Source organism: Pelomonas sp. Root405 (genome assembly GCF_001425165.1).
Classification (GTDB): domain Bacteria; phylum Pseudomonadota; class Gammaproteobacteria; order Burkholderiales; family Burkholderiaceae_C; genus Pelomonas.
In genome coordinates this window covers 38942-62401 of sequence record NZ_LMDU01000012.1, presented here as the reverse complement: position 1 = coordinate 62401, position 23460 = coordinate 38942, and the positions used below count along the sequence as shown (strand labels likewise).

Genomic DNA, 23460 nt, shown 5'->3' with positions numbered 1-23460 from the left:
TCTCCATGAGCAACACCATCCAGGGCCTGGCCTTGATCGGCGGCGAGCCGGTGCGCGGCAACGGCGCTGCCTTCCAGGCGTTCGACCCCAGCAAGGGCGAAGCGCTCGGCCCCGACTTCCACGCGGTTGACGCCGCCCAGGTGGCCGAAGCCTGCGCCCTCGCTGGCGCCGCCTTCGACACCTACCGTGCCACGACGGACCAGGAGCGTGCCGACTTCCTCGAGCAGATCGCCGCGCAGATCCTGGCGCTGGGCGACGATCTCATCAATCGCGCGATGGCCGAGACCGGCCTGCCGCGCGCCCGCCTGGAGGGCGAGCGTGGCCGCACGATGAACCAGCTCAAGCTGTTCGCCGAGCTGCTGCGCGAAGGCAGCTGGCAGGACGCCCGCATCGACACCGCCCTGCCCACACGCACGCCCCCCCGGCCCGACTTGCGCCTGCGCTTCGTCGGCGTGGGTCCGGTGGCCGTGTTCGGCGCCAGCAACTTCCCGCTGGCCTTCTCGGTCGCCGGTGGCGATACCGCTGCCGCGCTGGCGGCCGGCTGCCCGGTCGTCGTGAAGGCGCATTCGGCCCACCCCGGCACGTCGGAACTCGTCGGCCGCGCGGTCGTCGAGGCCGTGCGCCTGAGCAAGCTGCCCGCCGGTGTCTTCGCGCTGCTGACCGGCAGCGGGCACGGCATCGGCGACACGCTGGTGCGCCATCCGGCCATCCAGGCCGTCGGCTTCACCGGCTCGCGCAGCGGCGGCACGGCGCTGATGGCCGCAGCGGCAGCCCGCCCGCAGCCCATTCCCGTCTACGCCGAGATGAGCAGCATCAACCCGGTCGTTGTGCTGCCCGGCGCGTTGGCGGCACGCGGTGCCGAGATCGCGACCGGCTTTGCGGGTTCGCTGACGATGGGCGTCGGCCAGTTCTGCACCAACCCCGGCCTCGTGCTGGGTCTGGCCAGCGCGGATTTCGACCGCTTCGCGGCCGCCGCCGCGGAGGCCCTCAAGCCCGTGCCGGCCGCCACCATGCTGACCCCTGGTATCGCCGGCGCCTACCAGCGCGGTGAGGACCAGCTCGCCGGCCAGCCCGCCGTCGACACGCTGCTGCGCAGCACATCGAGCGGCTGCCAAGGCGCGCCCAGCCTGTTCAAGACCACGGGCGCGGCCTTCCTGGCCAACCACGCGATGCAGTCCGAGATCTTCGGCCCGGCCTCGCTGCTGGTCGCCTGCTGGGACCTGGACGAACTGCTCGCCGTCATCGAGGGTCTGGAAGGCCAGCTGACCGCCACGCTGCAACTGCAGGACGACGACGAGGCCGACCTGGCCGCCGCCCGTCGCCTGCTGCCGGCGCTGGAACGCAAGGTTGGCCGCATCCTGGCCAACGGCTATCCCACCGGCGTGGAGGTGTCGACGGCCATGGTGCACGGCGGCCCCTTCCCAGCGACGAGCGACGGCCGCAGCAGCTCCGTCGGCACCGCGGCCATCCAGCGCTTCCTGCGCCCCGTCTGCTACCAGAACATGCCGCGTGCGCTGCTGCCGGCGGTACTCAGAGAACCGAACGAGCGTGGCGTCTGGCGGCGCCGTGATGGTGCCCTTACGCGGAACTAAGACGCGTCAGCCCTGACAGAACAACGAAGGAGACAAAGACGATGAAGAAGCAACTGTTCGCCCTTGTGGCGACCCTGGCCGTAGGCGCAAGCGCCGTGGCCGCCGACATCAAGCTGGTCGTCAACCCCGACCAGCCCGGCCCGGTCATCCACCGCAACATCTACGGCCAGTTCGCCGAGCACCTCGGCACCGGCATCTACGAAGGCATGTGGGTCGGACCCGAGTCCAAGATCCCGAATGTGCGCGGCTGGCGCAAGGACGTGGTCGCGGCGCTCAAGGAGCTGAAGGTGCCGCTGGTGCGCTGGCCCGGCGGCTGCTTCGCCGACGAATACCACTGGCGCGACGGCATCGGCCCGCGCAACAAGCGCCCGGTCAAGGTCAACACCCACTGGGGCGGCGTGCCCGAGAACAATGCCGTCGGCACGCACGAGTTCTTCGACCTCGTCGAACAGCTCGGCGCCGAGGCCTACGTCAACGCCAACGTCGGCACCGGCACCCCGCAGGAAGCGGCCGAGTGGCTGGAGTACATGACCGGCGAGGGCAACGCCACCATCGTCGAGCAACGCCGCAAGAACGGCCGCGACAAGCCCTTCCGCGTGCACTACTACGCGCTGGGCAACGAGGCCTGGGGCTGCGGCGGCAACATGCGCCCCGAGTACTACGCCGACATCTACCGGCACTGGGCCACCTTTCTGAAGACGCCCGAGCACAACCGCCCGAAGTTGATCGCCAGCGGCGGCAACGGCATGCAGACGGAGTGGACGGAAGCGCTGAGCAAGGGCGTGCCCAACGTCACCGCCATTTCCCACCACGCCTACACGCTGCCCACCGGCAACTGGGAGAAGAAGGGCTCGGCCGTCGGCTTCCCCGAAAGCGAATGGGTCTCGACACTGGGCAACGTCCAGCAGATCGAGAACATGATCAAGGTCAACAAGGCCGTCCTTGAAAAGAACGACCCGAGCAAGAAGATCGGTTTCTACTTCGACGAGTGGGGCAGCTGGTACGACCCCGATGCCGGCAGCAACCCCGGCTTCCTGGTCCAGCGCAACACCCTGCGCGACGCGCTGCTCGCGGCCCTGCACTTCAACGTCTTCCACGACCACGCCGACCGCGTGCACATGACCAACATCGCCCAGATGGTCAACGTGCTGCAGGCCATGATCCTCACCAGCAAGGACAAGCTGGTGCTGACCCCGACCTACCATGCGTTCGCGATGTACACGCCATTCCAGGACGCCACCTCGGTGCCCGCGAAGATCGAGAACAACCCGGTCTACAAGGTCGACAAGTTCTCCATGCCGACGCTCTCCGCCACCGCCGCGCGCGGCAAGGACGGCAAGCTCTACATCGGCCTGGTCAACTCGAACGCGAACCAGCCCGCCGAGCTGACACTGCAGGTCGGCTCGGGCGCGCCCAAGGCCGTCAAGGGCAAGCTGCTGACCGGGGCCGCGATGGATGCGCAGAACGAGCTGGGCAAGCCGGCGCAGGTCGTGCCCCAGGCCTTCGAGGCCCGGGCCGCTGACGGCAAGCTGCTGATCAAGCTGCCGGCCAAGTCCTTCATCGTCGTCGCCGTCGAAGGCTGACGCCTCCCTCCCCTTTGCCCGGGCCGTCCTCGCGGACGACCCGGGCTTTGCCGTGCCCGTCTGCCGCGGGGGGCGGCATACCGAAACCTGCATCGGCAGCGTCCGCAATGTGATTGGCGCGGCGGTGCACAGCGCCATAGGCTGTGCCGCAAAACCAAGCCAACAGGAGACAAGACACCATGGCCCTGCACAAGCGCCGCGACCTTCTCGCGGGTTCTGCCGCCGCATTCGTACTGACCGCCTGCGGCGGTGGCGGCGGTGGCGGCGACAGCCCCGCACCCTCGCCCAGCCCGGCGCCCGCGCCCGCCCCGACACCAGCGCCAGCGCCCACGCCGGCACCGGCACCGGCACCCACGCCCGCCCCGGCGCCCGCGCCTTCGCAGTCGCCCATCGCCTTCGCCAACGCCGGCGTGCATGACCCCTCGGTGATCCGTGCCGACGGTGCCTTCTACGTCTTCGGCTCACACCTGGCCGCCGCCAAGTCGACCGACCTGATGAACTGGAGCAAGCTGGCCGATGGCGTCAACAACGCCAATCCGCTGTTCGGCAACAAGGTGACCACCGAGCTGGCCGAGACCCTGGCCTGGGCGCAGACGACCACGTTGTGGGCGCCCGACGTCACGCGCCTGCCTGGTGGCCAGTACGCCATGTACTACAACGCCTGCAAGGGCGATTCGCCGCGCTCGGCGCTGGGCATTGCCGTGGCCGACAAGGTCGACGGCCCCTATGTCAACAAGCAGCTGCTGCTGAAGTCCGGCCAATGGGGCCTGCCCAGTGAGGACGGCACGGTCTACGACGCGACCAAGCATCCCACCGTCGTCGACCCGTCGGTGTTTGCCGACGCGACGGGCAAGCTGTGGATGGTCTACGGCTCCTACTCCGGCGGCATCTTCATCATGCAGCTGGATGCGGCCACCGGTGTGCCGCTGCCTGGCCAGGGCTATGGCAAGCACCTGATGGGCGGCAACCATGCGCGCATCGAGGGCCCCTACATCCTCTACAGCCCCGAGAGCCAGTACTACTACTTGTTCGTCTCCTTCGGCGGCCTGGACGCGGTGGGCGGCTACAACGTGCGCATCGCCCGCTCGCGCAACCCGGACGGCCCCTTCGTCGACGGCACCGGCACCGACATGGCGACCGTCAAGGGCGCCGCGGGCACCATCTTCGACGACGCCAGCATCACGCCCCACGGCATGAAGCTGATGGGCGGCCACCAGTTCGTGCTCGCCAGTGGTGAGACCGGCACGGCCCTGGGCTACGTCTCGCCCGGCCACAACTCGGCCTACCGTGACGCGGCGACGGGCCAGTACTTCATCGTCTTCCACACGCGCTTCCCCGGCACCGGAGAGGCGCACGAGATCCGCGTGCACGAGATGCACCTGAGCGAAGACGGCTGGCTGGTCATCGCACCGCTGCGCTACGCGCCGCTGAGCCTGGCCACGCCGGCGCAGACGGCCGACGTCAGCGCAGCGCAGGCGGCCGGCGGCTACAAGCTTGTCAATCACGGCAAGGACATCACCGCCACGACCAAGGCGTCCATCAACGTGACGCTGAACGCCGACGGCACGGTCACCGGCGGCATGACGGGCACCTGGACGCACAAGGGCAGCAACAAGCTCAGCATCGTGAGCGGCGGCGTGACCTATGCGGGCGTACTGTCCCGTCAATGGAATACCAACGCCAGTGCGTTCGTCGTCGGCTTCAGCGCACTCTCAGTCGGTGGAGTCTCGCTCTGGGCCATCCGCACAGGGAGCTGATGTGAAGAAGCTGCTCGTCGCTCTGACTCTCGCGCTGTGCGCCCATGGCGCCCATGCGGCGACGCAGCTCTTCCCGCTTGACCGCGTGCGGCTGCAGGATGGCCCCTTCTTTGCCGCGCAGGCCACCAACCTGCAGTACCTGATGGCGCTGGACGCCGACCGGCTGCTGGCGCCTTTCCTGCGCGAGGCCGGGCTGGTGCCCAAGTCGCCCAGCTATGCCAACTGGGAGTCCAGCGGCCTGGACGGCCACATGGGCGGCCACTACGTGTCGGCGCTGGCGCTGATGTGGGCGTCCACGGGCGACGCCGAGGTGAAGAAGCGTCTGGACTACGTCATCGCCGAGCTCAAGCGCTGCCAGGACGCGCTGGGCAATGGCTACATCGGCGGCATCCCCGACGGCGCCAAGGCCTGGAGCGAGGTGGCCAAAGGCGACCTCAAGGTCGACAGCTTCGCGGTCAACGGCCGCTGGGTGCCCTGGTACAACATCCACAAGGTGTTTGCGGGCCTGCGCGATGCCTGGGTGCATGCGGGCAGCGCAGACGCCAAGGTCATGCTCGTCAGGCTGTCCGACTGGGCGCTGCGTCTGACCACGCCGCTGACCGACGCGCAGATGCAGGACATGCTGCGCGCCGAGCATGGCGGCATGAACGAGGTGCTGGCCGACGTGGCCGACATGACCGGTGACCTGCGCTACCTGGCGCTGGCCCGGCGCTTCTCGCACCAGGCCATCCTGCAGCCGCTTGCCAGCCAGCAGGACAAGCTGACCGGCCTGCATGCCAACACGCAGATCCCAAAGGTCATCGGCTTCGCGCGCATCGCGCAGATCTCGGGTGAGGACGAGGGCCGGCAGGCGGCCGAGTTCTTCTGGCGCACGGTGGTCGAGAAGCGTTCGGTCGCCATCGGCGGCAACAGCGTCAAGGAGCACTTCCACCCGGCCGACGACTTCAAGCCCATGCTCAACGAGGTGGAGGGGCCCGAGACCTGCAACAGCTACAACATGCTGAAGCTGACCGCGCTGCTGCAGCAGGCCGCGCCGGGTCAGGGCCGGTATGCCGACTACTACGAGCGCACTCTCTACAACCACATCCTCGCGTCCCAGCATCCGCAGGGCGGCTTCGTCTACTTCACGCCGGTGCGGCCACAGCACTACCGCGTCTACTCGCAGGTGCACGAAGGCATGTGGTGCTGCGTGGGGTCGGGCATTGAAAGCCACGCGCGCCATGGCGAGTTCATCTACGCGCATGACGGCGATGCGCTGCACGTCAACCTCTTCGTCGCGTCGACGCTGGACTGGCGCGAGCGCGGCGTGAAGCTGACGCAGTCCACGCGCTTTCCCGACGAGTCGCGCACGCGGCTGACGGTGGACGGTGCCGGCAGCTTCGCGCTGAAGATCCGCTATCCCGGCTGGGTTGCGCCCGGCGCGCTGAAGGTCAGGCTCAACGGCAAGCCGGTCGCCGTCAAGGCCAGGCCCGGCGGGCATGTCGAGCTGCGCCGCGACTGGAAGGCGGGCGACCAGGTCGACGTCGAGCTGCCGATGCGCACGACGCTGGAGCCCATGCCGGCGCTGAAGAACTACGTGGCCGTGCTGCACGGCCCTATCGTGCTGGCCGCCAAGACGCCGCAGCCCGGAGAGAAGCTCGACTTCCGCGCCGATGGCTCCCGCATGGGCCACATCGCGCACGGCGCTGTCTGCCCGCAGGACAGCGCGCCCGTCTTCGTCAGTGACAAGGCGGACTTCATGCGCCGCTTCAAGCCCGTGCCCGGCCAGCCGCTGACCTTCGTCGCACCCGGCCTGATCCAGGGCGGCAGGGGAGCCGAGGATCTGCAGCTCATCCCCTTCTTTCGCCTTCACGACTCGCGCTACATGCTCTATTGGGCGCGCAGCACACCCGCCCAGCAGAGCCTGCTGCGCCTGGAGCTGGCCAAGGCCGAGGAGGCGCGTCTGGCGCTGGACGCACAAACCATCGACCAGGTCGCCCCTGGCGAGCAGCAGCCCGAGTCCGACCATGGCTTCAAGGGCGAAGGTGCCGAAAGCGGCATCGCCCCGGCCGGCCGCTGGCGGCATGCCAAGCAGTGGTTCAGCTATGTGCTGAACGACCGCGAGGCGCAGGCCCGCACGCTGCGCCTGACACTGGCCAGCAGCGACGCCGGCCGGCGCTTCGACGTGATCGTGAATGGCCAGCTGCTGGCCGAGCTGGTGCTGGCCGCCGAGACCGCGCCGCTGTACAGCCGCGACATTGCGTTGCCGGACGAACTGGTGCGTGCTGCGGGCGGCAAGCTGGAGGTGCGCTTCGTCGCCAAGCCGGGTTCCCTCGCGGGCGGGCTCTACGGCCTGCGCTTGTTGCGGTAGGGCCTGTTAACGCCACGGCAACGGGTCGCGTTGCGGCCAGAAAGGCCGCGAGCAAGGCGCAAAGCGGAGCCGGGTTGGGCACCCGGCGAGCATTTGCAACGCCGCGCGCGGCCTTTCTGGCCGCAACCCGAAGGGAAGGCCTGCCGCCAGGGGCCACTCGGCGTTGCGCCACTTGCCCGCACATGAGTGCGGGCGGCGTGTCGCGCCTTGATTGGCCCCTGGCGGCAGGCCTTCGCGACCCATTGCCGTGGCGTTAACAGGCCCAGGCTTGACGAAGCGGTGCGGCGGACTTCAACTTCCCCCATGCCGCTGACCCGCCGCACCTGTCTGGCCCTCGCTGCCGCGCCGCTGGCCGCACGCGCTACGGCGGAGCTCGTCATCGCCATCGACGTGCAGAACCCGCCCTTCATGTACGCCGGCCGCGACGGCCAGCCGCGCGGCGTCTACCCGCTGTTGTTGCGCACGGTGTTCGCCCAGCTGGGTGTGCCCATGCGAGTCATCTGTCTGCCGTGGACACGCGCGCTGGCCGGGCTGGAGCGCGCCGAACATGGCGTGGGCGGGCTGTACTCGACGGCTGAGCGTCTGGCGCGCTGCGACTTCAGCCAGCCGCTGCATGTCGAGACGCTGAAGATCTACGCGCGGCGCGGCAGCCTGCGCGTGTTCGACCGCATCGAGGATCTGCGCGGCCTTCGCGTGGGCGTGCTGCGGGGCTGGAGCTATGGCGACGCCTTCGACGCGGCCGCCCGCGCCAGCCTCTTCCTGGCCGAGCCAGTGGCGTCCGACGTGCAGAACTTCGGCAAGCTGGAGCGCGGTTTCCTGGATGTGGCCGTCGTCATCGAACAGTCGGGCGACGCGCTGCTGGCCGGCGGCGAGTTCCCGTCAGTGCGCTCGCTGCCCAACCCGCTGACCGAAAACCCGACCTTCATCGCCTTCAACAAGTCGGCCCAGCAGCGCCCGCTGCTGGGCCGCGTGGACGAGCAGTTGGAGAAACTGCGCCGCAACGGCGAGCATGCGCGCCTGGTCAGCCTGGGCCTGAGAGACTGAGGGACGAGGGATATCGGAAACGACATGCCTTCGGCGACAAATGTCATTGGTCGCGCATCACCGGGCTTCCTACCATCGGCCGTCACAAGATCACGATATGGAGACAACCATGAACTTCCTGCGTCGCAGCCTGCTCGCTGCCGCCTTGCTGACCCCCGCGGTCAGCGCCTTTGCCGCCCCGCTCGTCATGGGCTTCTCCCAGGTCGGCGCCGAGAGCGAATGGCGCACCGCCAACACCGCCTCCATCAAGTCCGCGGCCAAGGCCGCCGGTGTGACGCTGAAGTTCGCCGACGCGCAGCAGAAGCAGGAAAACCAGGTCAAGGCCATCCGCAGCTTCATCGCGCAGAAGGTGGACGTGATCGCCTTCTCGCCGGTGGTCGAGTCCGGGTGGGACACGGTGCTGAAGGAAGCCCAGAAGGCCGGCATTCCCGTCATCCTGACCGACCGCGCCGTCAAGGTCGCCGACCCGTCGCTGTACGTGACCTTCATCGGCTCCGACTTCGTCGAGGAAGGCCGCAAGGCCGCGCGTTGGCTGCTGGAGCGTGCCGCCAAGACGCCGGGAGCTGCGCTGAATATCGTCGAGCTGCAGGGCACCGTGGGTTCGGCGCCGGCCATCGACCGCAAGAAGGGCTTCGAGGAGGTCATCAAGACCAACCCCAAGCTGCAGATCATCCGTTCGCAGTCCGGCGAGTTCACGCGCGCCAAGGGCAAGGAAGTCATGGAGTCCTTCCTGAAGCAGCGCGACAAGAAGATCGACGTGCTGTACGCGCACAACGACGACATGGCGATCGGCGCCATTCAGGCCATCGAGGAAGCCGGCCTGAAGCCGGGCAAGGACATCGTCATCATCTCGATCGACGGCGTGCGCGGTGCCTTTGAAGCCATGAAGGCGGGCAAGCTCAACGTGACCGTCGAGTGCAACCCGCTGCTCGGGCCGCAGCTGATGCAGCTGGCCAAGGATGTGGTGGCCAAGAAGCCGGTGGAGAAGCGGATCACGGTGGAAGAGGGCGTGTTCACGGCGGATATGGCGGCGAAGGAATTGCCGAATCGGAAGTATTGATTTCCGTCGCGGTTGATTCGGCTCGCTCGTCGTGGGAGCAGGCAAAACCGCCCCTGCGCAATGCCCTTCGCGCCGGTTCTGAAGGGAAAGTTCCAAGAACAGCCGAACAGCCAACACGCCCTAGCCAAACCCGAGGGTCGCCCGCCGGGGCGAACTCTCGGCATCACTCGTGGCACCAAGCCAGAGGTGAACAGACATGACAACGCCTCAGCCCGTGCTGGCACTGACCGGCATCCACAAATCCTTCCCCGGCGTCAAAGCCCTGACCGATGTCAGCCTGCGCCTGTACCCCGGCGAAGTCCACGCGCTGATGGGCCAGAACGGCGCCGGCAAGTCCACGCTGATCAAGGTGCTGACGGGCCTCTACACGCCCGAGGCCGGTCGCATCACGCTCGACGGCGAAACCATCGCCCCAAGGCGCACCGAGGAGGCCCAGGCCCTCGGTATCCAGACCGTCTACCAGGAAGTCAACCTCTGCACCAACCTCAGCGTCGCAGAGAACATCTGCGCCGGCCGCTTCCCACGCAAATGGGGCCGCATTGATTGGCAAGCCGTCAACGCCGAAGCCAAGCGCGTGCTCGCGCAGATGGACCTGGACATCGACGTGACGGCGCCGTTGTCGCGCTATTCGCTTTCCGTCCAGCAGATGGTCGCCATCGCCCGCGCGCTGCGTGTGCAGGCCAAGGTGCTCATCCTCGACGAGCCTACGTCCAGCCTGGACGATGCCGCGGTGCAGCGCCTGTTCACCGTGCTGAAGCGCCTGCGCAGCCAGGGCCTGGCGATCCTCTTCGTCACCCACTTCCTCGACCAGACCTATGCGCTCGCCGACCGCATCACGGTGATGCGCAATGGCGAGACCGAGGGCGAGTACCTGGCGAGCGACCTCAGCCGTCTGGCACTCGTCAACAAGATGGTGGGCGCGCCGCCCGATCAGCAACCCACCCGGTTGGACAGCCGCGCCCCGAAAACCGGTGCCCCTGTCCTGAAGGCACAAGGGTTGTCCCGGCGTGGCGCGCTTCACCCGCTTGACCTTGAACTGCGCCGCGGCGAGGTGCTCGGCCTGGCCGGCCTGCTCGGCTCCGGCCGCACCGAGGCCGCGCGGCTGCTGTTTGGTGCGGACACCGCCGACGCGGGCCATGTCGAGACCGGCGAGCACAGCGGCCGCTGGCACTCGCCGCGTCAGGCCATCGCCGCCGGCATTGCCTTCTGCTCCGAGGACCGCAAGCACGAAGGCGCCATCCTCGATCTCTCGGTGCGCGACAACATCCTGCTCGCGCTGCAGGCCAGGGCCGGCCTGCGTCTCGTCATGAACCATGAGCAGCAGCAGGCGCTGGCCGACGACTACATCCAGCGCCTGGGCATCAAGACGCCGAACGCCGACACGCCGATCGGACAGTTGTCGGGCGGCAACCAGCAGAAGGCCCTGATGGCTCGTTGGCTCGCAACCGATCCTGCCGTCCTCATCCTCGACGAGCCCACCCGCGGCATCGACGTGCGCGCCAAGGAAGACCTGATGGACGCCGTGCGTGCACTCGCCCACCGTGAAGACGGGCAGGGCATGTCGATCCTCTTCATTTCTTCCGAACTGCCCGAGGTCCTGCACTGCAGCGACCGCGTCCTCGTGCTGCGCGACCGCCGCGCTGCCGGCGAATACCGCCGCGGCGAGCTGGACGAACGCAGCGTGCTCGAAGTCATCGCCGCCGAGCCCGCCGCGACCGAAGCCGCATGAATTCCCAGAGTCTTCCCATGTCCACGCCAAGCGCCCCTTCCGCAGTTTCCAGGGCCTGGAATCACCCGCTCGCGCGGCCCGTCGCCGCGCTCGCGCTGCTGCTCGCCGTCGCGGCCATCTTCGTGCCGGGCTTCCTGCACCTGGAGATCAAGGACGGCCACCTCTACGGCAGCCTCATCGACATCCTGCATCGCGCAGCACCCTTGATGCTCGCGGCCCTCGGCATGACGCTGGTCATCGCCACGCGCGGCATCGACGTCTCGGTGGGGGCCGTCGTGGCCATCTCCGGTACCGTCGCCTGCGTGCTGGTGGGCTCGCACGGCTTGCTCATCGCCTTCGCCGCCGCGCTGGCCGCCGCGCTGCTGTGCGGGCTCTGGAACGGCCTGCTCGTGTCCGCACTCGGCCTGCAGCCCATCATCGCCACACTGATCCTGATGGTCGCCGGCCGGGGCCTGGCTCAACTGCTGACCGACGGCCAGATCATCACCGTCTACGAGCCGGAGTCCTTCTTCTGGCTGGGCGGCGGCTATCTGCTGGGCCTGCCGGTGTCGCTGTTCGTCGTGGCCGCCGTGGCCGGCCTCACGGCGCTGCTGATGAAGCGCACGGCGCTGGGCCTGTTCATCCAGACCGTCGGCATCAACCCTGTCGCCGCGCGCCTGGCCGGCGTCCGCACGGCGGCCATCGTGTTCTTCGTCTACGTCTACTGCAGCCTCGGCGCGGGGCTGGCCGGGCTGATGATCTCGTCCAACATCAAGAGCGCCGACGCCAACAACGCCGGCATGCTGTTGGAGCTGGACGCCATCCTCGCCGTCACCCTCGGCGGCGGCCAGCTCAATGGCGGCAAGTTCAGCTTGCTCGGCAGCCTCATCGGCGCGCTGATCATCCAGACGCTGACGTCCGCGATCTACGCTTTGGGCGTGCCGCCGCAGGTGACCATGGTCGTCAAAGCCGTCGTCGTGTTCGCGGTCTGCATCTCGCAGTCGTCGTTCTGGTCGCGGAGGTCCGCATGAAGCGCCTCCTCTCAGCGCCGTCCTTCACCACCTGGGTCAGCGTCGTGCTGATGGTGCTGCTCTTCGTCGCGGGTGCGACCAGCTACACCGGCTTCGGCTCCACCCAGGTCGTGCTCAACCTGCTGATCGACAACGCCTTCCTGCTGGTCATCGCGGTGGGCATGAGCTTCGTCATCCTGTCCGGCGGCATCGACCTGTCGGTGGGCTCCGTGCTGGCGCTGACCACCATGGTGGCCGCCTGGCTGTTGCAGGTGGCGCAGTGGCCGGCCGAGCTGGTCATCGTGGTCGTGTTGTTGGGCGGCGCGGCCTTCGGCGCGCTACAGGGCGTGGTGATTCACGTCTTCAAGCTGCAGCCCTTCATCGTCACGCTGGCGGGCATGTTCCTGGCGCGCGGGCTGTGCTTCCTGATCAGCGTCGACAGCATCACCATCGATGCGCCGCTGTTCGTCACGCTGTCGCAGACGCAGATCCCGCTGCCCTTCGGCGACGCCTTCCTGTCGCCCGGCGCGGTGATCGCGCTCGTCATGCTGGGCATCGGCCTGTGGGTGGCGCATTGCACCGCCTTCGGCCGCACTGTCTACGCGTTGGGCGGCAGCGAGCAGTCGGCGCTGATGATGGGCCTGAACGTCGGCCGCGCCAAGGTCGCTGTGTATGGCCTGAGCGGCTTGTGCGCGTCGCTGGCCGGCCTGCTGTTCGCGTTCTACATGCTCAGCGGCTATGGCCAGCATGCGCAGGGCGTGGAGCTGGACGCGATTGCCGCGGTGGTCATCGGCGGCACCGTGCTGACGGGCGGCTATGGCTATGTGGCCGGCGCGCTGTCCGGCGTGCTGGTGCTGGGCCTGATCCAGACGCTGATCGCCTTCGACGGCACGCTCAGCTCCTGGTGGACCAAGATCGTCATCGGTGCGCTGCTGTTCGTCTTCTGCGCCGTGCAACGGCTGCTGTCGCTCAAGAAGGCAGTGGCCTGATCGCCGCATGGAGTCCTTGATGAAAATGCTTTGCGCATCGTTGCTGGCGGGCCTGGCCTTCGCAGCGTCGCCCGCCCGGAGCGCGGACGAAGGCGAATGGCAGTCGCTGTTCAACGGGCGCGACCTCTCCGGCTGGACCGTCAAGATCAACAAGCATCCGCTGGGCGACAACCACGCGAACACCTTTCGCGTCGAAGACGGCGTGCTCAAGGTCAGCTACGACGGCTACGGCAAGTTCGACGAGCGATTCGGCCACCTCTACTCCAACCTCGCCTACTCGCACTACATCCTGCGGCTCGACTACCGCATCACCGGCGCGGCCATGGCCGATGCGCCGCCCTGGGCCAAGCTCAACAGCGGCGTGATGGTCCATGCGCAGTCGCCGCTGACCCTGGGCCTGAACCAGGCCTGGCCGGTCAGCATGGAGTTCCAGTTCCTCAGCCAGGGCGCAAGAGCCGGCCGGCAGACGGGCAACGTGGTCACACCGGGCACCAACCTCCAGATCGACGGCAAGCTGCGCACCGACCACATCGTGGAATCGACGGCCAAGCTGTTCCCGCTTGACGAGTGGGTGGCCGTCGAAGTCGAGGTGCGCGGCAACGAGGAAGTCATCCACCGCGTCAACGGCGTCGAAGTGCTGCGCTACCAGCGCCCGCAGCTCGACCCGAGGGACGACAGCGCCAAGGCCTTGCTCGCTGCGGGCGCGCCGCTGCAGCTGTCGTTCGGCCATATCGCGCTGCAGGCCGAGTCGCAGCCGGTGTGGTTTCGCAATATCCGGATTCGCCCGCTCGCGCGCTGACCGCATCCCTCCGAGAGAGCCCCACACGATGTTCAAGAAGATCGCCGCTGCGGCGGCGCTGTCGCTGCTCGCCACGGCCGCCACCCATGCCGCCAACCCGCTGTTCGCGCCGCTCTACACCGCCGACCCCGCCGTGCTGGTCGACGGCGGTCGCGTCTACCTCTTCACCGGGCGCGACGAGGCGCTGCCGGCGGGCAAGGACTTCGTCATGCATGAGTGGCGCGTGTTCTCCAGCTGCGACATGGTGAACTGGCAGGACCACGGCGTGCCGCTGAACGTCAAGACCTTCGCCTGGGCCAAGGCCCGCGCCTGGGCATCGGACATCGTCAAGCGCGATGGCAAGTACTGGTTCTATTCGACGGTGGAGCACGCCACGGTGCCGGGCTTTGCCGTGGGCGTGGCGGTGTCCGACTCACCCACCGGTCCCTTCGTCGATGCGCGCGGCTCCGCGCTTGTCACCAACGACATGACCAAGCAGACCGACATTGCCTGGGACGACATCGACCCCGGCGTGTTCGTCGACGATGACGGCCAGGCGTATCTGTACTGGGGCAACACGGTGCTCAAGTACGCCAAGCTCAAGGCCAACATGACCGAGCTCGACGGGCCGATCCAGGTGCTGCCGGTGAAGGACTTCGTCGAGGCGCCCTACGTGCACAAGCGCAAGGTCGATGGCAAGAGCACCTACTACCTCAGCTACTCGGAGTTCTTCCCCGAGCAGACGGCCTATCTGACCGGCCCGTCGCCCACCGGCCCGTGGACGCCGCGCGGCGTCATCATGGCCAAGAACCTCAAGACACCGACCATCCACCAGGCGATCTTCGACTTCAACGGCAAGAGCTACATCGCGTATCACAACGCCGAACTGCCGGGCGGTGGCGAGTACCGTCGCTCGGTGGCCATCGAGGAGTTCTCGTATCGCGCGGATGGCAGCATCCCGTTCATCGAGCAGACCCGAGCGGGGCCGAAGCCCAATCCCACTTCGACCTGCAAACCTTGAGCGTGGCCGGCGGGCGGGAGCACGGTCTTCCAGACGCGTAATCCGTGCCGAAGTTCACCCGGCGCGCGCGGGCGGGCGTGGACGCCGGCGGCCGCGCGGCGTGGACCGTGACAATGCCGCCCATGGACATGAAGGCCCACCCCCACACGCTGCGCTTGCGAGCGGCTGTCGACGCGGGTGATATCGGGCTTTGGGACCTTCGCCCCGAGCTGGAGACCGTCCACTACTCTGCGCAGTGGAAATTGCGGCTCGGCTTCCCCGAGCCTGACAGCGCCGACAGCACGCACTTCTGGCGCTGCCGCGTGCATCCGGGCGACCTGCAAGGCATGCTGGCGGCGATGCTGGCGCATATGCGTGGCGCCGAACCGATGTACCAAGCCACGTTCCGCGTGCGCAGCAACGGTTCGGGCTACCGCCTGATGCATTCCCGCGGGCGCGTCATCGAGTCGGCCAGCGACGGTCGTGCAACCCGCATGGTCGGGACGATGGTGGACCTCAGCCCGACGCCCTGTGCGCCCCGGTGCGGCTTGGCGGACGGACCGCGTGACGCGATGGCCGGCACACCGATGGCGTTGCCGTTCCATCTGCTGCTGGGGGCCTACCGGGTCTGCGATGGCACCGACGCGGCTGCCGTGGCTGCGGCTGAGCGCGAGCGCGTGCTCGCCCTCCTGGACGATGTGGTGCGCGCCACGCTGACGCAGCTCGATGAGCTGCGCACTGCCGGACCGCGCATGGGTTGATCGGTGGGCCGACTGCGGTCGGGCGCTGGCAGGGCTGATCCGGCGTCTTGCCGAGCGTCTGGCGGGGAGGATTCACCGGCCTGCGCCGCCGCGCCTCGGGCATCATCACGGCCGCAAACAACACCGGGGAGTTCACCGCCATGCTCGTCAGCAACCTTGAAACCGCCCCCGGGCACCGCATCACCGGCCACCTGGGCATCGTGCAGGGCAGCACGGTGCGCGCCAAGCACGCCGGCAAGGACATCCTGGCCGGGCTGAAGAACATCGTGGGCGGCGAGCTCAAGGCCTACACCGACCTGATGCAGGAGGCCCGCGCCGAGGCCGTGGAGCGCATGACGGCCGAAGCGCGTGCGGTAGGCGCCAATGCGGTGCTCAACGTGCGCTTCGTCACCACCAGCATCACGATGGGCGCAGCCGAGATCCTGGCCTATGGCTCTGCCGTGACGGTCGAACCGACCTGAACCCCGCCCGCTCATCGTCATGGATTGGAAATTCTGGCTCGAGACCTTCAACCTGTGGGTGGTGCTGGTCCCGCTGGTGTTCGGCTACGGCATCGGGCGCTGGCTGGAGCGGCGCCATTACCAGAGCATCCGCGAGCGTGAGCAGGCGCTGCGCCACGTCGTGGCGCTGAACACGCGCTATGTGCCCGAGGGTGTGGTGGCCGGCTCGGCGCAGCTGGTGACGGGTGGCGTGGTCATCTCGTCGGACTACTTCAAGACCTTCGTCGCCGGCTTCCGCTCCTTCTTCGGCGGGCGCTTCCGCGGCTACGAGACGCTGCTGGAGCGCGCGCGCCGCGAAGCGCTGCTGCGCCTGAAGGCGCAGGCCCAGGCCGCGGGCAGCACGCTGGTCATCGGTGTGCGCTTCCAGACTACCACCATCGCGGGGTCCGCCACGCCTTCGGTGGAGATCCTGGCCTTCGGCACCGCGCTGATCGGACCAATGGGTCAGGCGGCAGCGGCCACGCGTGCGCCGTGAGCGCTGCTGCATGACCCCACCGACCCTGGAAAACCGGCTGCCACCGGAAGACCTCCTGGAGCGCGACGACCACCCGCTGCGCGAGCTGGCCTGGCTGGTGGCCGCCAGCCTCGCGGTCCTGGCTGTGCTGGTGCTCGTGACGGGCCTGTCCGCGCGCTGGCTCGCGCCCAAGTTGCCCTTCGAATACGAAGTCGCGCTGGCCGAACGGGTGTTCGACGCTGAACCGAAAGCCGCTGCTTCGGCAGACGCTGCCGCCGAGCGCGAGCGTCGGGTCGCCCTGCAGTCGCTGGCCGACCGGGTGGCCGCGGTGATGGCGCTGCCGCCCGGCATGAAGGTGGTGGTCAGCGACGACGCCTCGGAGCTGGTGAACGCCTACGCAACCGTGGGCGGCCGTATCCGCGTCTTCCACGGCCTGCTGCGCAAGCTCGACAGCGAGCAGGCCCTGGCCGCGCTGCTCGCCCATGAGATCGCCCACGTCAAGCACCGGCACGTTGCCGCCAACATGGGGCACGGTCTGGCCGTGTCGCTGTTGCTTTCGGTGGTGATGCCCGAAGGCGCTGCTCAGGCCGCACAGGGCCTGCTGGGCGGTGCTGCGCAGTTGGCGCTGCTCGGCTATTCACGCGACGCCGAGCGGCAGGCCGACGCCGAGGCGCTGGCGGCAAGCCTCGCTCTTTACGGCCACGCCGGCGGGCTGGCTGCGCTGTTCACCGTGCTGCCACAAGCCGACCATGCGCCGTCAGGGACGGCGTGGTTGAGGAGCCATCCGGATACCGTTGAGCGGTTGGCGGTGCTGAAGGCGGCGGCGGGCGCGAGGGGGGCGGCGATGGTGGGGGCGGTGACGCCATTGCCGGGGGCGTTGAGGGCGTTGCCGCCCGCTGCGGCGCACAAGTCCTGAGTCTCCATTCGCTTGTTCGGCGATTGCATCGCCCGGACCTTTGACCGGTCGGAGAACGTCAGGTCAGGCCGCAGTTCTCGTGCTCAGACACGGCGTCGCCCTAGGCTCTGGATTGAACGGCCCGAAGCACTTGATCCGCGGCCCGAGCGCCTGACAACAACGCGCCTTCCATGAAGCCTTGATAGGTGTAGAACGAATCGGTGTGCTCGCCCGCGAAGTGGACGTTGCCTGCCGGTTGGGCATACAGACCTTCGATGGTCGTGAAGTAGCCCGGTTGGTTGTTGCTGTAGGCGCCCTGGAAGAGCGGCAGTCGAGCCCAGTTTTCCAGATGCGCCTGCACACGACCGCTGTTGTCCCGGCGTGCAAGCACGCTGCTGCCGGGATAGACCCGGTCGAGGTCGCCAAGGAACGCTGCGGCTTCCGATTGCACCTTCGATGGGTCGAGCCGCGCGCCCCGCTCACCGCCGGAAAAGTCGGTGAGAACACCTCGGCTGAACGCCCTGGCCTGTGAGGGGTTGGTTTCCCAGGTCGATTGATGGTTGCTCAGGTCGCTGTAGCTGGCGCCATTGCTGTTGCCACGTTCGTACCAAGGGCGACCGTTGAAGCCGATCATGAGCTTGGAACTGGTGCCGTAGTCGAACTGGTCAATGGCAAAGCGGTTGCTCGCAGGCAGGGCAACGCTGGCCGCGAATTCGATGTGCCGCATCATCGGTGCTGGCAGCGTGAGCACCACGGCATCATGGACCGTTTCCACCGTGCCACCTGCGGTTGCGAAGCTCAGGCGCACGCGGCCGTCGGACTGGCGGGCGACGCGAAGCAGTCGGTGGCCCAGCGTGACTGGCTGCGGCAGTGCGGCAGCCATGGCATGTGCCACAGCGTCGTTGCCCTCGACGATATGAAATCGCTCGTCGCTGAACACGCCGAACGGTGTGAAAGCCTGGCGCTTGTTGGTCGCGATGAAGAACAGCATTGACAGTGCGCTCTGGCGGTTGATCTCGCGGCCGAACTCGATCGTGTAGGCCACGTCGAGCACGGCGCGAATCAGCGGGCCGGCGCCTCGTTGCGCCAAATAGTCTTCCAGCGAAGTGAAGTCGAGCCGCCGGTCGGTCGCGTTGTACGACAGTGCCGTCGGCCCGTTGCTGAGCTTGCTCAGGTCATCCCTCAGGGCGGGAATGAAGGCACGGAACTCGTCGACGACTTGCGCTTCGGTCCAGTGGCGGCCGAAGAAGTAGAAAGCCTCTTCTCCGGGCAGCTTGCTGGGCGCGTAGCTTTCCAGCGTGAGGCCGTACGCGCCCGCCAGGCCTCGCAACGTTGAGTGCGTGGTGTCGATCAATTCGGCACCACGCTCGGCAACCTGGCCCGGAAAGACGCCGCGAAGCGACCAGACGCGGCCACCGACACGGTCGCCTGCTTCAAACACCTGTGGCCGAGCGCCCTTGCTCGCCAGCAAGGTGGCGGCGTACAGACCTGCGAAGCCGGCGCCGACCACCGCAACATCTGTACCTCGGGCGCCTGGGGCCGCTCTTGCAGGCAGCGCGGACGCCAGCCCCAGTCCAGCGGCAGCCTGCAATACACGCCGACGCGGCGTCATCGCCGCCTGCGAACGCAGTCGCTGCAACGCTTCTTCACCTTGCTCTCCTGAGGCGGCGCAGTGCGCGGCAACACGAATGAGCTGTTGGATCTTGTGAAAATAGCGGGATCGAGCCATGACCTGTTTCAGTGTTGGATGAACCATTTGACGTTAGCAGGACGTCGTCCAAACAGGCCGCTTGGTACCCCCCTGGTCCTGGTGCTCTGAAGCGCCGGCGGACTGGTGATCTCTGCAGGCACATTGCTGCTGGACGGATGCCGACCGCGGCCGTCAGCACCCGTTGTGAAGCGCACGTCGACTTCCTGAGCTTGCCGGATCACTAGCGCGGCCCGCCCAGCGCTGTTGCAAGGAAACAGCTCAGGACCCGTAGATTGCAAAACAGCTCTTGGGGCGTCAGCTGACGAGAACACATCAGGAGCTGTAATTTGCTCTGACTGCTTCCAGTCTGTATCTCTCAATTCTCCGTCCGAACCGCCGAGCGGTTCCCCTCGCTACTTCAAGGCTTCCGAAAGCGGGCCGGCTTCACGCAAGGGGAGGTCGCACTTCGCTTGGACGTTTCGCAGCAAACCTACTCCGCGATGGAGCGCAACGCCGACAAGGTGAGCGGCGCCAACTACGTGAATGCCAGCCGGAAGCGTGCGGCACTTAGTCGCAGTTCCCAAGGCTGACGAGGAGGCCTGGGAAGGCACAGAGATCGATTTCCGCCGGACGGTGCTGTGAAGTTCACCGACTTGGCCCAGGCCTCCGTCCAGCAGCTGCGCGAGACCATCCGGCGCGTGACATTGGCAAACGTTCCCGCGGCTGACCAGCTCGACGAAGACGAGTTCCTTGCGGGCGTCGTCGTCACCGATTCCTGCTCGGCGGATTGGCAGGAGACGAACTTCGACGTGCGCCAGTTGCCTGGCTGAAGGAGACCGTTCGCAATCCGCGCGCCCATCGCATCGCGGGGCCGCTCGTGTGCGAGGTGCTCACTGAAAAGCGATTCCAGTAGATAGACTCCAGCCATAACTATTTTGGAGTTGTGAATGGCAAAGTCCCTCGCGAAACTGAACGAGCAGATCGCAAAGCTTCAAAAAGAGGTCGACTCGATTCAGTCGACTGTCATCGCGCGCATCAAGCGCGAGATTGCACAGCACGGACTCACCGCCGAGCATCTTTTCAGCTCGACTGACAGCACGTTCATCGGCAATGGCCGAAAGGCTGCTGCGAAGACAGCAAAGACCAGCGCAGCCAAGAAGCCTGGTGCTGCCAAGCCAGCGAAGTACGCTGACGACCAGGGCAACAGCTGGCATGGAATCGGCAAGCGCCCACAGTGGATTCACGCGGCGCTGAATGCTGGGCATGCACTCGAGAGCTTTCTCGTGTCGTCAACGAAGGCAGCGGCGAAGAAGCCGACTGCCACGGTGACGCCGACTTCCAAGACGGCAAAGAAGAGCGTCGCCAGGAAGAAGGCGGCACCTGCCAAGAAGGCGACCAAAGCCGCGGTTGCCGCGAAGACACCCGTCAAGAAGGCCGTCAAAGCTGCTCCCGTGAAGAAGGCCGCAGGGAAGAAGTCCACGAAGGCGAAAGCCGATCTTGCACCGTCCTCAGAAGCTTGACGCTGGGTCGGCCAATTCGCCTTGAACTGCGCCGCGCCCGCCGGCGCTGTGCGCAACGCCGTTGAGTACCGGCGCGTCCAGGCCAACTTCGCTTGGCGTTGCGACGCGTCCCTGGCCGAGTATGAGCGCACAGGAGTGTTCATCCCAGCCGCTCAGGTCATCGCCAAGCTCGAATCCAAGTCGGCCGAGCGCCGTAAGCAGCTGGGCGGATGAGATACGCCGTTGAATTCACGGCAGGCGCCGAAGAAGCGCGACTGGCGCGGGCGACGTCGAGGAGAACTTCGGACCGCTTCCGCACCGACGGCGGGAGCCGGCCGATGCCGGCGGTGCATGCCTTGCGGCCCTTGCCTTGCTCCTGTGACCACGTCGCCACCGACGCGCTGCGCGAAGTGATGAGCCGCCTGGAGAACTTGCTGCCGTCGTGAGGCCCACGCCGCGGCGCACTCCCTTGAGGTCGCCGACATCTTCCGCCGCCACGGCCACGCTTTGCGTGTCGCCCAGCGCGGGCAGCCTGGGTCAGCTCAACGTCATGTCGGCCATCGCGATGTCCGCCACGCAAAAGCCAGCGTTGTCGGCCGGCATCGATCCCCCCAGCGCGTCACCGCTCTGCGCCCGCGTCCGCTCTCTCGCTTTGACACCCGCCTGTCGGAACGATGCCAGCCGGTTGGCATAGGGATCCAGTGCATCCTCGGGCATCTCCAACGGCAGCTCGACCACGGTTGCAAACCGTGCCGGCGTGACCTGGCCGTGATCGATCAGCTCGTCCACCAGCGCCAGCAGCGCGTCGCGGTGCTCCTCCATCAGCCTCGTCGCTCGCTCATGCTCAGCCTGCAGCAATGTCTCGATCGGCGCGTTGGTGGCTTCAACGTCGGTGCACAGGTTGTCGTCACTGTCTCGGGACACGTCGCTGCGACCGACGCGCGTGCCGTGACCCAAATGGCGCAGCATGCGCGCGGCGGTTTCGGTCGCTTTGCGAAGGTCGCTCTCGGCGCCGCTGGAACTGAGTTCCGGCCCGAAAACGAACAACTCGGCGGCGCGCCCGGCGAGGCTGGTGCAGATGGAATCCAGCAGGTTGCGACGCGACCAGACCTTTCTCGAGGTGTAGGCGTTGTAGCCGCCCTCGAAACTCGCGACGTGGATCTTGATCTCGCTCGGGGCACGGCCGAACAGCAGGGCGTGGACCAGGCCGTGACCGGCCTCGTGCACGGCGAGCAGGGCACGGAAGTCGGCGTTGCTGCGCTGGCGCAGACGGTTGATCTCGAACGGCGCAGCGATAGCATGCGTTTGACCGTGCCAGTGCGCGATGAGACTGCGGCCGTCGGCCGTCAGGCCAACCCTGTCGCCTGTCGTGGCGCCCTGTTCGAAGGCCCATAGCGCCGCCTTGGCCAGGCCGGACCCAAGGACGGCGTGCAGTGACGAAAAGAGCGGCCGCGTGCCTTGGGCCGGGAAAACGGCGTTGGCGTAGATCTGCTCGCCCACGCTGGTGGCCAACTCGAAATGCAGGCCGCAACGCTCCCCCGTCTCGCGGGCGTAGCGGGTGCAACCCTGCTCGATCAATTGCTCGTAGGCATGCCGCGACAGCGATGGATACACCACGTGTTCGTTGCCCAGCCGCGCCACCTGCTCGGGCTTGAAGCGCTTGTTGAGCGCCTGCTTGACGTCAATGACACTCAGCTTGCCGGTGACGGTGTGGAAAGTGTCGGCATCGCTGTCGCAGTCGTCCACGCTGGTGGCGAGGTCTTCATACATCTCGTCGAGGTTGCCGCACACGAAGACGAGCAGGCGGCTGTAGTCGGTATCCCACTGCTGCTGGCCGCTTTCGCGGAAGGCATGCAGGCGCTGCTGGATCTGCTCGGGCGTCCAGGCCATGATTTCCAGCAGCGGCTCGTCGAGCTTGAGGTTGCGCTGCAGTTCCTGCGCCTCCCAGCTGCGCAGCTTGAAGCGGTGCTTGGCTTCATCCGCATCGACGCGCTCGGCGTCGAACGCCGCCTCGGCGATGGACGACTCGATGTCGCCCAGCAGTGAGAGCGCGGGCGGCAGGCGGCCGTCGGACAGGAGTGCCCAGACGTCCTGGTAACGCTCGACGCGCATCTCGTTGCGCTTGCCGTCGATGGTCCGAAAGCGCTGGAACTCGTCGAGCGCCAGGATGCCCGGCTCGCCCTCGCGCACGCCGGATTGCGCCAGCATGCCCGAGATGCTCTGCGCACCGCGCCAGCCGGCCCCATTGGAGAAGCCGTCCATCTGCACCTCGACGAAGCGGTCATAGAACCCCAGCAGTTGCGCCAGGCGGCGCACCAGTTGGGTCTTGCCCGTACCGGTCAGGCCCCACAGGCAGACGATGACGGGCCGGGAGACGAGCCCAGGCAGCACGTACCAGGCGCGCACCGAGTCAATGACGCGATCGATGATGGCATCGATGCCGAACAACTCGGTCTTAAGCTGGGCGGCGATCTCTTGCAGCTGCTGGTTCCTCTGCGCCAGCTGCGCGCGCAGTTCATTCTGGGATTCAATCATCCCAATCCTTTCTTCGCGCCAGCGCCTGGAGCGCGATGCGGTCGGCACGGCGCTGGGCACCGCGGCTTTGGATGTGCTGGCCTGCGCCACGCAGGCCACGTTGAGCGAGGGCGCGAGCGACAGGATCGCGGGCACCAAGACTGGTTTCGAGCACCAGCGTCATCGGCTGTTTCATGCGGCGCAGGGCCTTGACGCGCCCCTCCTGGAGGGCGCGGGAACGGAGTTGTGCACTCATTGCGGTTTCCGAAAAGCGAT

Annotated in this window: 22 protein-coding genes; 19 read left to right on the top strand and 3 right to left on the bottom strand. The window is 67.2% G+C overall.

Going from position 1 to position 23460, the window contains the following annotated elements:
- Window positions 1-5 precede the first annotated feature (5 nt).
- The 15 genes from ASC81_RS13095 to ASC81_RS13025 all read left to right on the top strand — a co-directional run bounded on the left by ASC81_RS13095 (window position 6) and on the right by ASC81_RS13025 (window position 17502).
- The gene (locus ASC81_RS13095) at window positions 6-1592 is read left to right on the top strand and encodes an aldehyde dehydrogenase (NADP(+)) (protein ID WP_056267720.1); all 1587 of its coding nucleotides are present in this window, start codon (window positions 6-8) and stop codon (window positions 1590-1592) included.
- A gap of 41 nt (window positions 1593-1633) precedes the next feature.
- The gene (locus ASC81_RS13090) at window positions 1634-3175 is read left to right on the top strand and encodes an alpha-N-arabinofuranosidase (protein WP_056267717.1); all 1542 of its coding nucleotides are present in this window, start codon (window positions 1634-1636) and stop codon (window positions 3173-3175) included.
- Between the two features lie 179 nt (window positions 3176-3354).
- Window positions 3355-4932, top strand: a complete 1578-nt coding sequence (locus ASC81_RS13085) for a glycoside hydrolase family 43 protein (protein ID WP_056267713.1) — start codon at window positions 3355-3357, stop codon at window positions 4930-4932.
- 1 nt (window position 4933) lies between these two features.
- Window positions 4934-7282 carry a glycoside hydrolase family 127 protein gene (locus tag ASC81_RS13080; protein ID WP_056267710.1) on the top strand — a complete coding sequence of 783 codons (2349 nt, stop codon included), beginning with the start codon at window positions 4934-4936 and terminating at the stop codon, window positions 7280-7282.
- Between the two features lie 303 nt (window positions 7283-7585).
- Complete coding sequence (locus tag ASC81_RS13075) at window positions 7586-8326, top strand: ABC transporter substrate-binding protein (protein WP_056267707.1); 741 nt, start codon at window positions 7586-7588, stop codon at window positions 8324-8326.
- Between the two features lie 109 nt (window positions 8327-8435).
- Window positions 8436-9386 carry an ABC transporter substrate-binding protein gene (locus tag ASC81_RS13070; protein WP_056268991.1) on the top strand — a complete coding sequence of 317 codons (951 nt, stop codon included), beginning with the start codon at window positions 8436-8438 and terminating at the stop codon, window positions 9384-9386.
- Between the two features lie 196 nt (window positions 9387-9582).
- Window positions 9583-11115, top strand: a complete 1533-nt coding sequence (locus ASC81_RS13065) for a sugar ABC transporter ATP-binding protein (RefSeq protein ID WP_056267703.1) — start codon at window positions 9583-9585, stop codon at window positions 11113-11115.
- Window positions 11112-12125 (top strand): ABC transporter permease, encoded by a 1014-nt coding sequence (locus tag ASC81_RS13060; protein WP_056267701.1) that lies wholly within the window; start codon window positions 11112-11114, stop codon window positions 12123-12125. Before ASC81_RS13065 ends, ASC81_RS13060 begins: the two co-directional genes overlap by 4 nt.
- Window positions 12122-13093, top strand: a complete 972-nt coding sequence (yjfF, locus tag ASC81_RS13055; RefSeq protein ID WP_056267698.1) for a galactofuranose ABC transporter, permease protein YjfF — start codon at window positions 12122-12124, stop codon at window positions 13091-13093. Before ASC81_RS13060 ends, yjfF begins: the two co-directional genes overlap by 4 nt.
- Before the next feature lie 19 nt (window positions 13094-13112).
- Window positions 13113-13892: a DUF1080 domain-containing protein gene (locus tag ASC81_RS13050; protein ID WP_056268990.1), complete on the top strand. Its 780-nt coding sequence runs from the start codon at window positions 13113-13115 to the stop codon at window positions 13890-13892.
- A gap of 28 nt (window positions 13893-13920) precedes the next feature.
- Window positions 13921-14892 carry a glycoside hydrolase family 43 protein gene (locus ASC81_RS13045; RefSeq protein WP_056267696.1) on the top strand — a complete coding sequence of 324 codons (972 nt, stop codon included), beginning with the start codon at window positions 13921-13923 and terminating at the stop codon, window positions 14890-14892.
- Window positions 14893-14936: 44 nt separating this feature from the next.
- A complete protein-coding gene (locus ASC81_RS13040) occupies window positions 14937-15632 on the top strand; it encodes a PAS domain-containing protein (RefSeq protein ID WP_056267694.1) in 696 nt (231 codons plus the stop codon).
- Between the two features lie 47 nt (window positions 15633-15679).
- Entirely contained in the window at window positions 15680-16093 is a 414-nt protein-coding gene (locus tag ASC81_RS13035) for a YbjQ family protein (RefSeq protein WP_235533651.1), read from the top strand.
- A 19-nt stretch (window positions 16094-16112) separates the two neighbouring features.
- Window positions 16113-16607, top strand: coding sequence for a YbjQ family protein (locus tag ASC81_RS13030; RefSeq protein WP_056267690.1), 495 nt, complete (start codon window positions 16113-16115; stop codon window positions 16605-16607).
- Window positions 16608-16617: 10 nt separating this feature from the next.
- Entirely contained in the window at window positions 16618-17502 is an 885-nt protein-coding gene (locus ASC81_RS13025; RefSeq protein ID WP_156392083.1) for a M48 family metallopeptidase, read from the top strand.
- 100 nt (window positions 17503-17602) lie between these two features.
- On the opposite strand, the gene ASC81_RS13020 is transcribed toward ASC81_RS13025, so the two are convergent.
- The gene (locus tag ASC81_RS13020) at window positions 17603-19210 is read right to left on the bottom strand and encodes an NAD(P)/FAD-dependent oxidoreductase (protein WP_162245897.1); all 1608 of its coding nucleotides are present in this window, start codon (window positions 19208-19210) and stop codon (window positions 17603-17605) included.
- A gap of 317 nt (window positions 19211-19527) precedes the next feature.
- Here ASC81_RS13020 and ASC81_RS26580 point away from each other — a divergent pair, with 317 nt between their 5' ends.
- From ASC81_RS26580 to ASC81_RS27050, 4 genes are all read left to right on the top strand, one after another.
- On the top strand, window positions 19528-19761 hold the full coding sequence (locus ASC81_RS26580) for a helix-turn-helix transcriptional regulator (RefSeq protein WP_369820859.1): 234 nt from the start codon (window positions 19528-19530) through the stop codon (window positions 19759-19761).
- A 48-nt stretch (window positions 19762-19809) separates the two neighbouring features.
- Window positions 19810-20001: a hypothetical protein gene (locus ASC81_RS13015; RefSeq protein WP_056267681.1), complete on the top strand. Its 192-nt coding sequence runs from the start codon at window positions 19810-19812 to the stop codon at window positions 19999-20001.
- Window positions 20002-20118: 117 nt separating this feature from the next.
- Window positions 20119-20691, top strand: a complete 573-nt coding sequence (locus ASC81_RS13010; RefSeq protein WP_056267678.1) for an H-NS family nucleoid-associated regulatory protein — start codon at window positions 20119-20121, stop codon at window positions 20689-20691.
- A 209-nt stretch (window positions 20692-20900) separates the two neighbouring features.
- Window positions 20901-21116 carry a hypothetical protein gene (locus tag ASC81_RS27050; RefSeq protein ID WP_156392081.1) on the top strand — a complete coding sequence of 72 codons (216 nt, stop codon included), beginning with the start codon at window positions 20901-20903 and terminating at the stop codon, window positions 21114-21116.
- 91 nt (window positions 21117-21207) lie between these two features.
- Here the strand turns inward: ASC81_RS27050 and ASC81_RS13000 are convergent, their stop codons facing one another.
- Complete coding sequence (locus ASC81_RS13000) at window positions 21208-23205, bottom strand: AAA family ATPase (RefSeq protein ID WP_082536493.1); 1998 nt, start codon at window positions 23203-23205, stop codon at window positions 21208-21210.
- Window positions 23198-23440, bottom strand: a complete 243-nt coding sequence (locus ASC81_RS26575; RefSeq protein ID WP_082536557.1) for a hypothetical protein — start codon at window positions 23438-23440, stop codon at window positions 23198-23200. The genes ASC81_RS13000 and ASC81_RS26575 overlap by 8 nt, the downstream gene beginning before the upstream one ends.
- Window positions 23441-23460 lie beyond the last annotated feature (20 nt).

What these genes read in the sequence shown, in the direction of transcription:
- ASC81_RS13095 (WP_056267720.1), top strand. Translation starts at nt 6, where the DNA reads ATGAGCAACACCATCCAGGGCCTGGCCTTGATCGGCGGCGAGCCGGTG.
- ASC81_RS13090 (WP_056267717.1), top strand. Translation starts at nt 1,634, where the DNA reads ATGAAGAAGCAACTGTTCGCCCTTGTGGCGACCCTGGCCGTAGGCGCA.
- ASC81_RS13085 (WP_056267713.1), top strand. Translation starts at nt 3,355, where the DNA reads ATGGCCCTGCACAAGCGCCGCGACCTTCTCGCGGGTTCTGCCGCCGCA.
- ASC81_RS13075 (WP_056267707.1), top strand. Translation starts at nt 7,586, where the DNA reads ATGCCGCTGACCCGCCGCACCTGTCTGGCCCTCGCTGCCGCGCCGCTG.
- ASC81_RS13070 (WP_056268991.1), top strand. Translation starts at nt 8,436, where the DNA reads ATGAACTTCCTGCGTCGCAGCCTGCTCGCTGCCGCCTTGCTGACCCCC.
- ASC81_RS13065 (WP_056267703.1), top strand. Translation starts at nt 9,583, where the DNA reads ATGACAACGCCTCAGCCCGTGCTGGCACTGACCGGCATCCACAAATCC.
- ASC81_RS13060 (WP_056267701.1), top strand. Translation starts at nt 11,112, where the DNA reads ATGAATTCCCAGAGTCTTCCCATGTCCACGCCAAGCGCCCCTTCCGCA.
- yjfF (WP_056267698.1), top strand. Translation starts at nt 12,122, where the DNA reads ATGAAGCGCCTCCTCTCAGCGCCGTCCTTCACCACCTGGGTCAGCGTC.
- ASC81_RS13050 (WP_056268990.1), top strand. Translation starts at nt 13,113, where the DNA reads ATGAAAATGCTTTGCGCATCGTTGCTGGCGGGCCTGGCCTTCGCAGCG.
- ASC81_RS13045 (WP_056267696.1), top strand. Translation starts at nt 13,921, where the DNA reads ATGTTCAAGAAGATCGCCGCTGCGGCGGCGCTGTCGCTGCTCGCCACG.
- ASC81_RS13030 (WP_056267690.1), top strand. Translation starts at nt 16,113, where the DNA reads ATGGATTGGAAATTCTGGCTCGAGACCTTCAACCTGTGGGTGGTGCTG.
- ASC81_RS13025 (WP_156392083.1), top strand. Translation starts at nt 16,618, where the DNA reads ATGACCCCACCGACCCTGGAAAACCGGCTGCCACCGGAAGACCTCCTG.
- ASC81_RS13020 (WP_162245897.1), bottom strand. Translation starts at nt 19,210, where the DNA reads ATGGCTCGATCCCGCTATTTTCACAAGATCCAACAGCTCATTCGTGTT.
- ASC81_RS13010 (WP_056267678.1), top strand. Translation starts at nt 20,119, where the DNA reads ATGGCAAAGTCCCTCGCGAAACTGAACGAGCAGATCGCAAAGCTTCAA.
- ASC81_RS27050 (WP_156392081.1), top strand. Translation starts at nt 20,901, where the DNA reads ATGAGATACGCCGTTGAATTCACGGCAGGCGCCGAAGAAGCGCGACTG.
- ASC81_RS13000 (WP_082536493.1), bottom strand. Translation starts at nt 23,205, where the DNA reads ATGATTGAATCCCAGAATGAACTGCGCGCGCAGCTGGCGCAGAGGAAC.
- ASC81_RS26575 (WP_082536557.1), bottom strand. Translation starts at nt 23,440, where the DNA reads ATGAGTGCACAACTCCGTTCCCGCGCCCTCCAGGAGGGGCGCGTCAAG.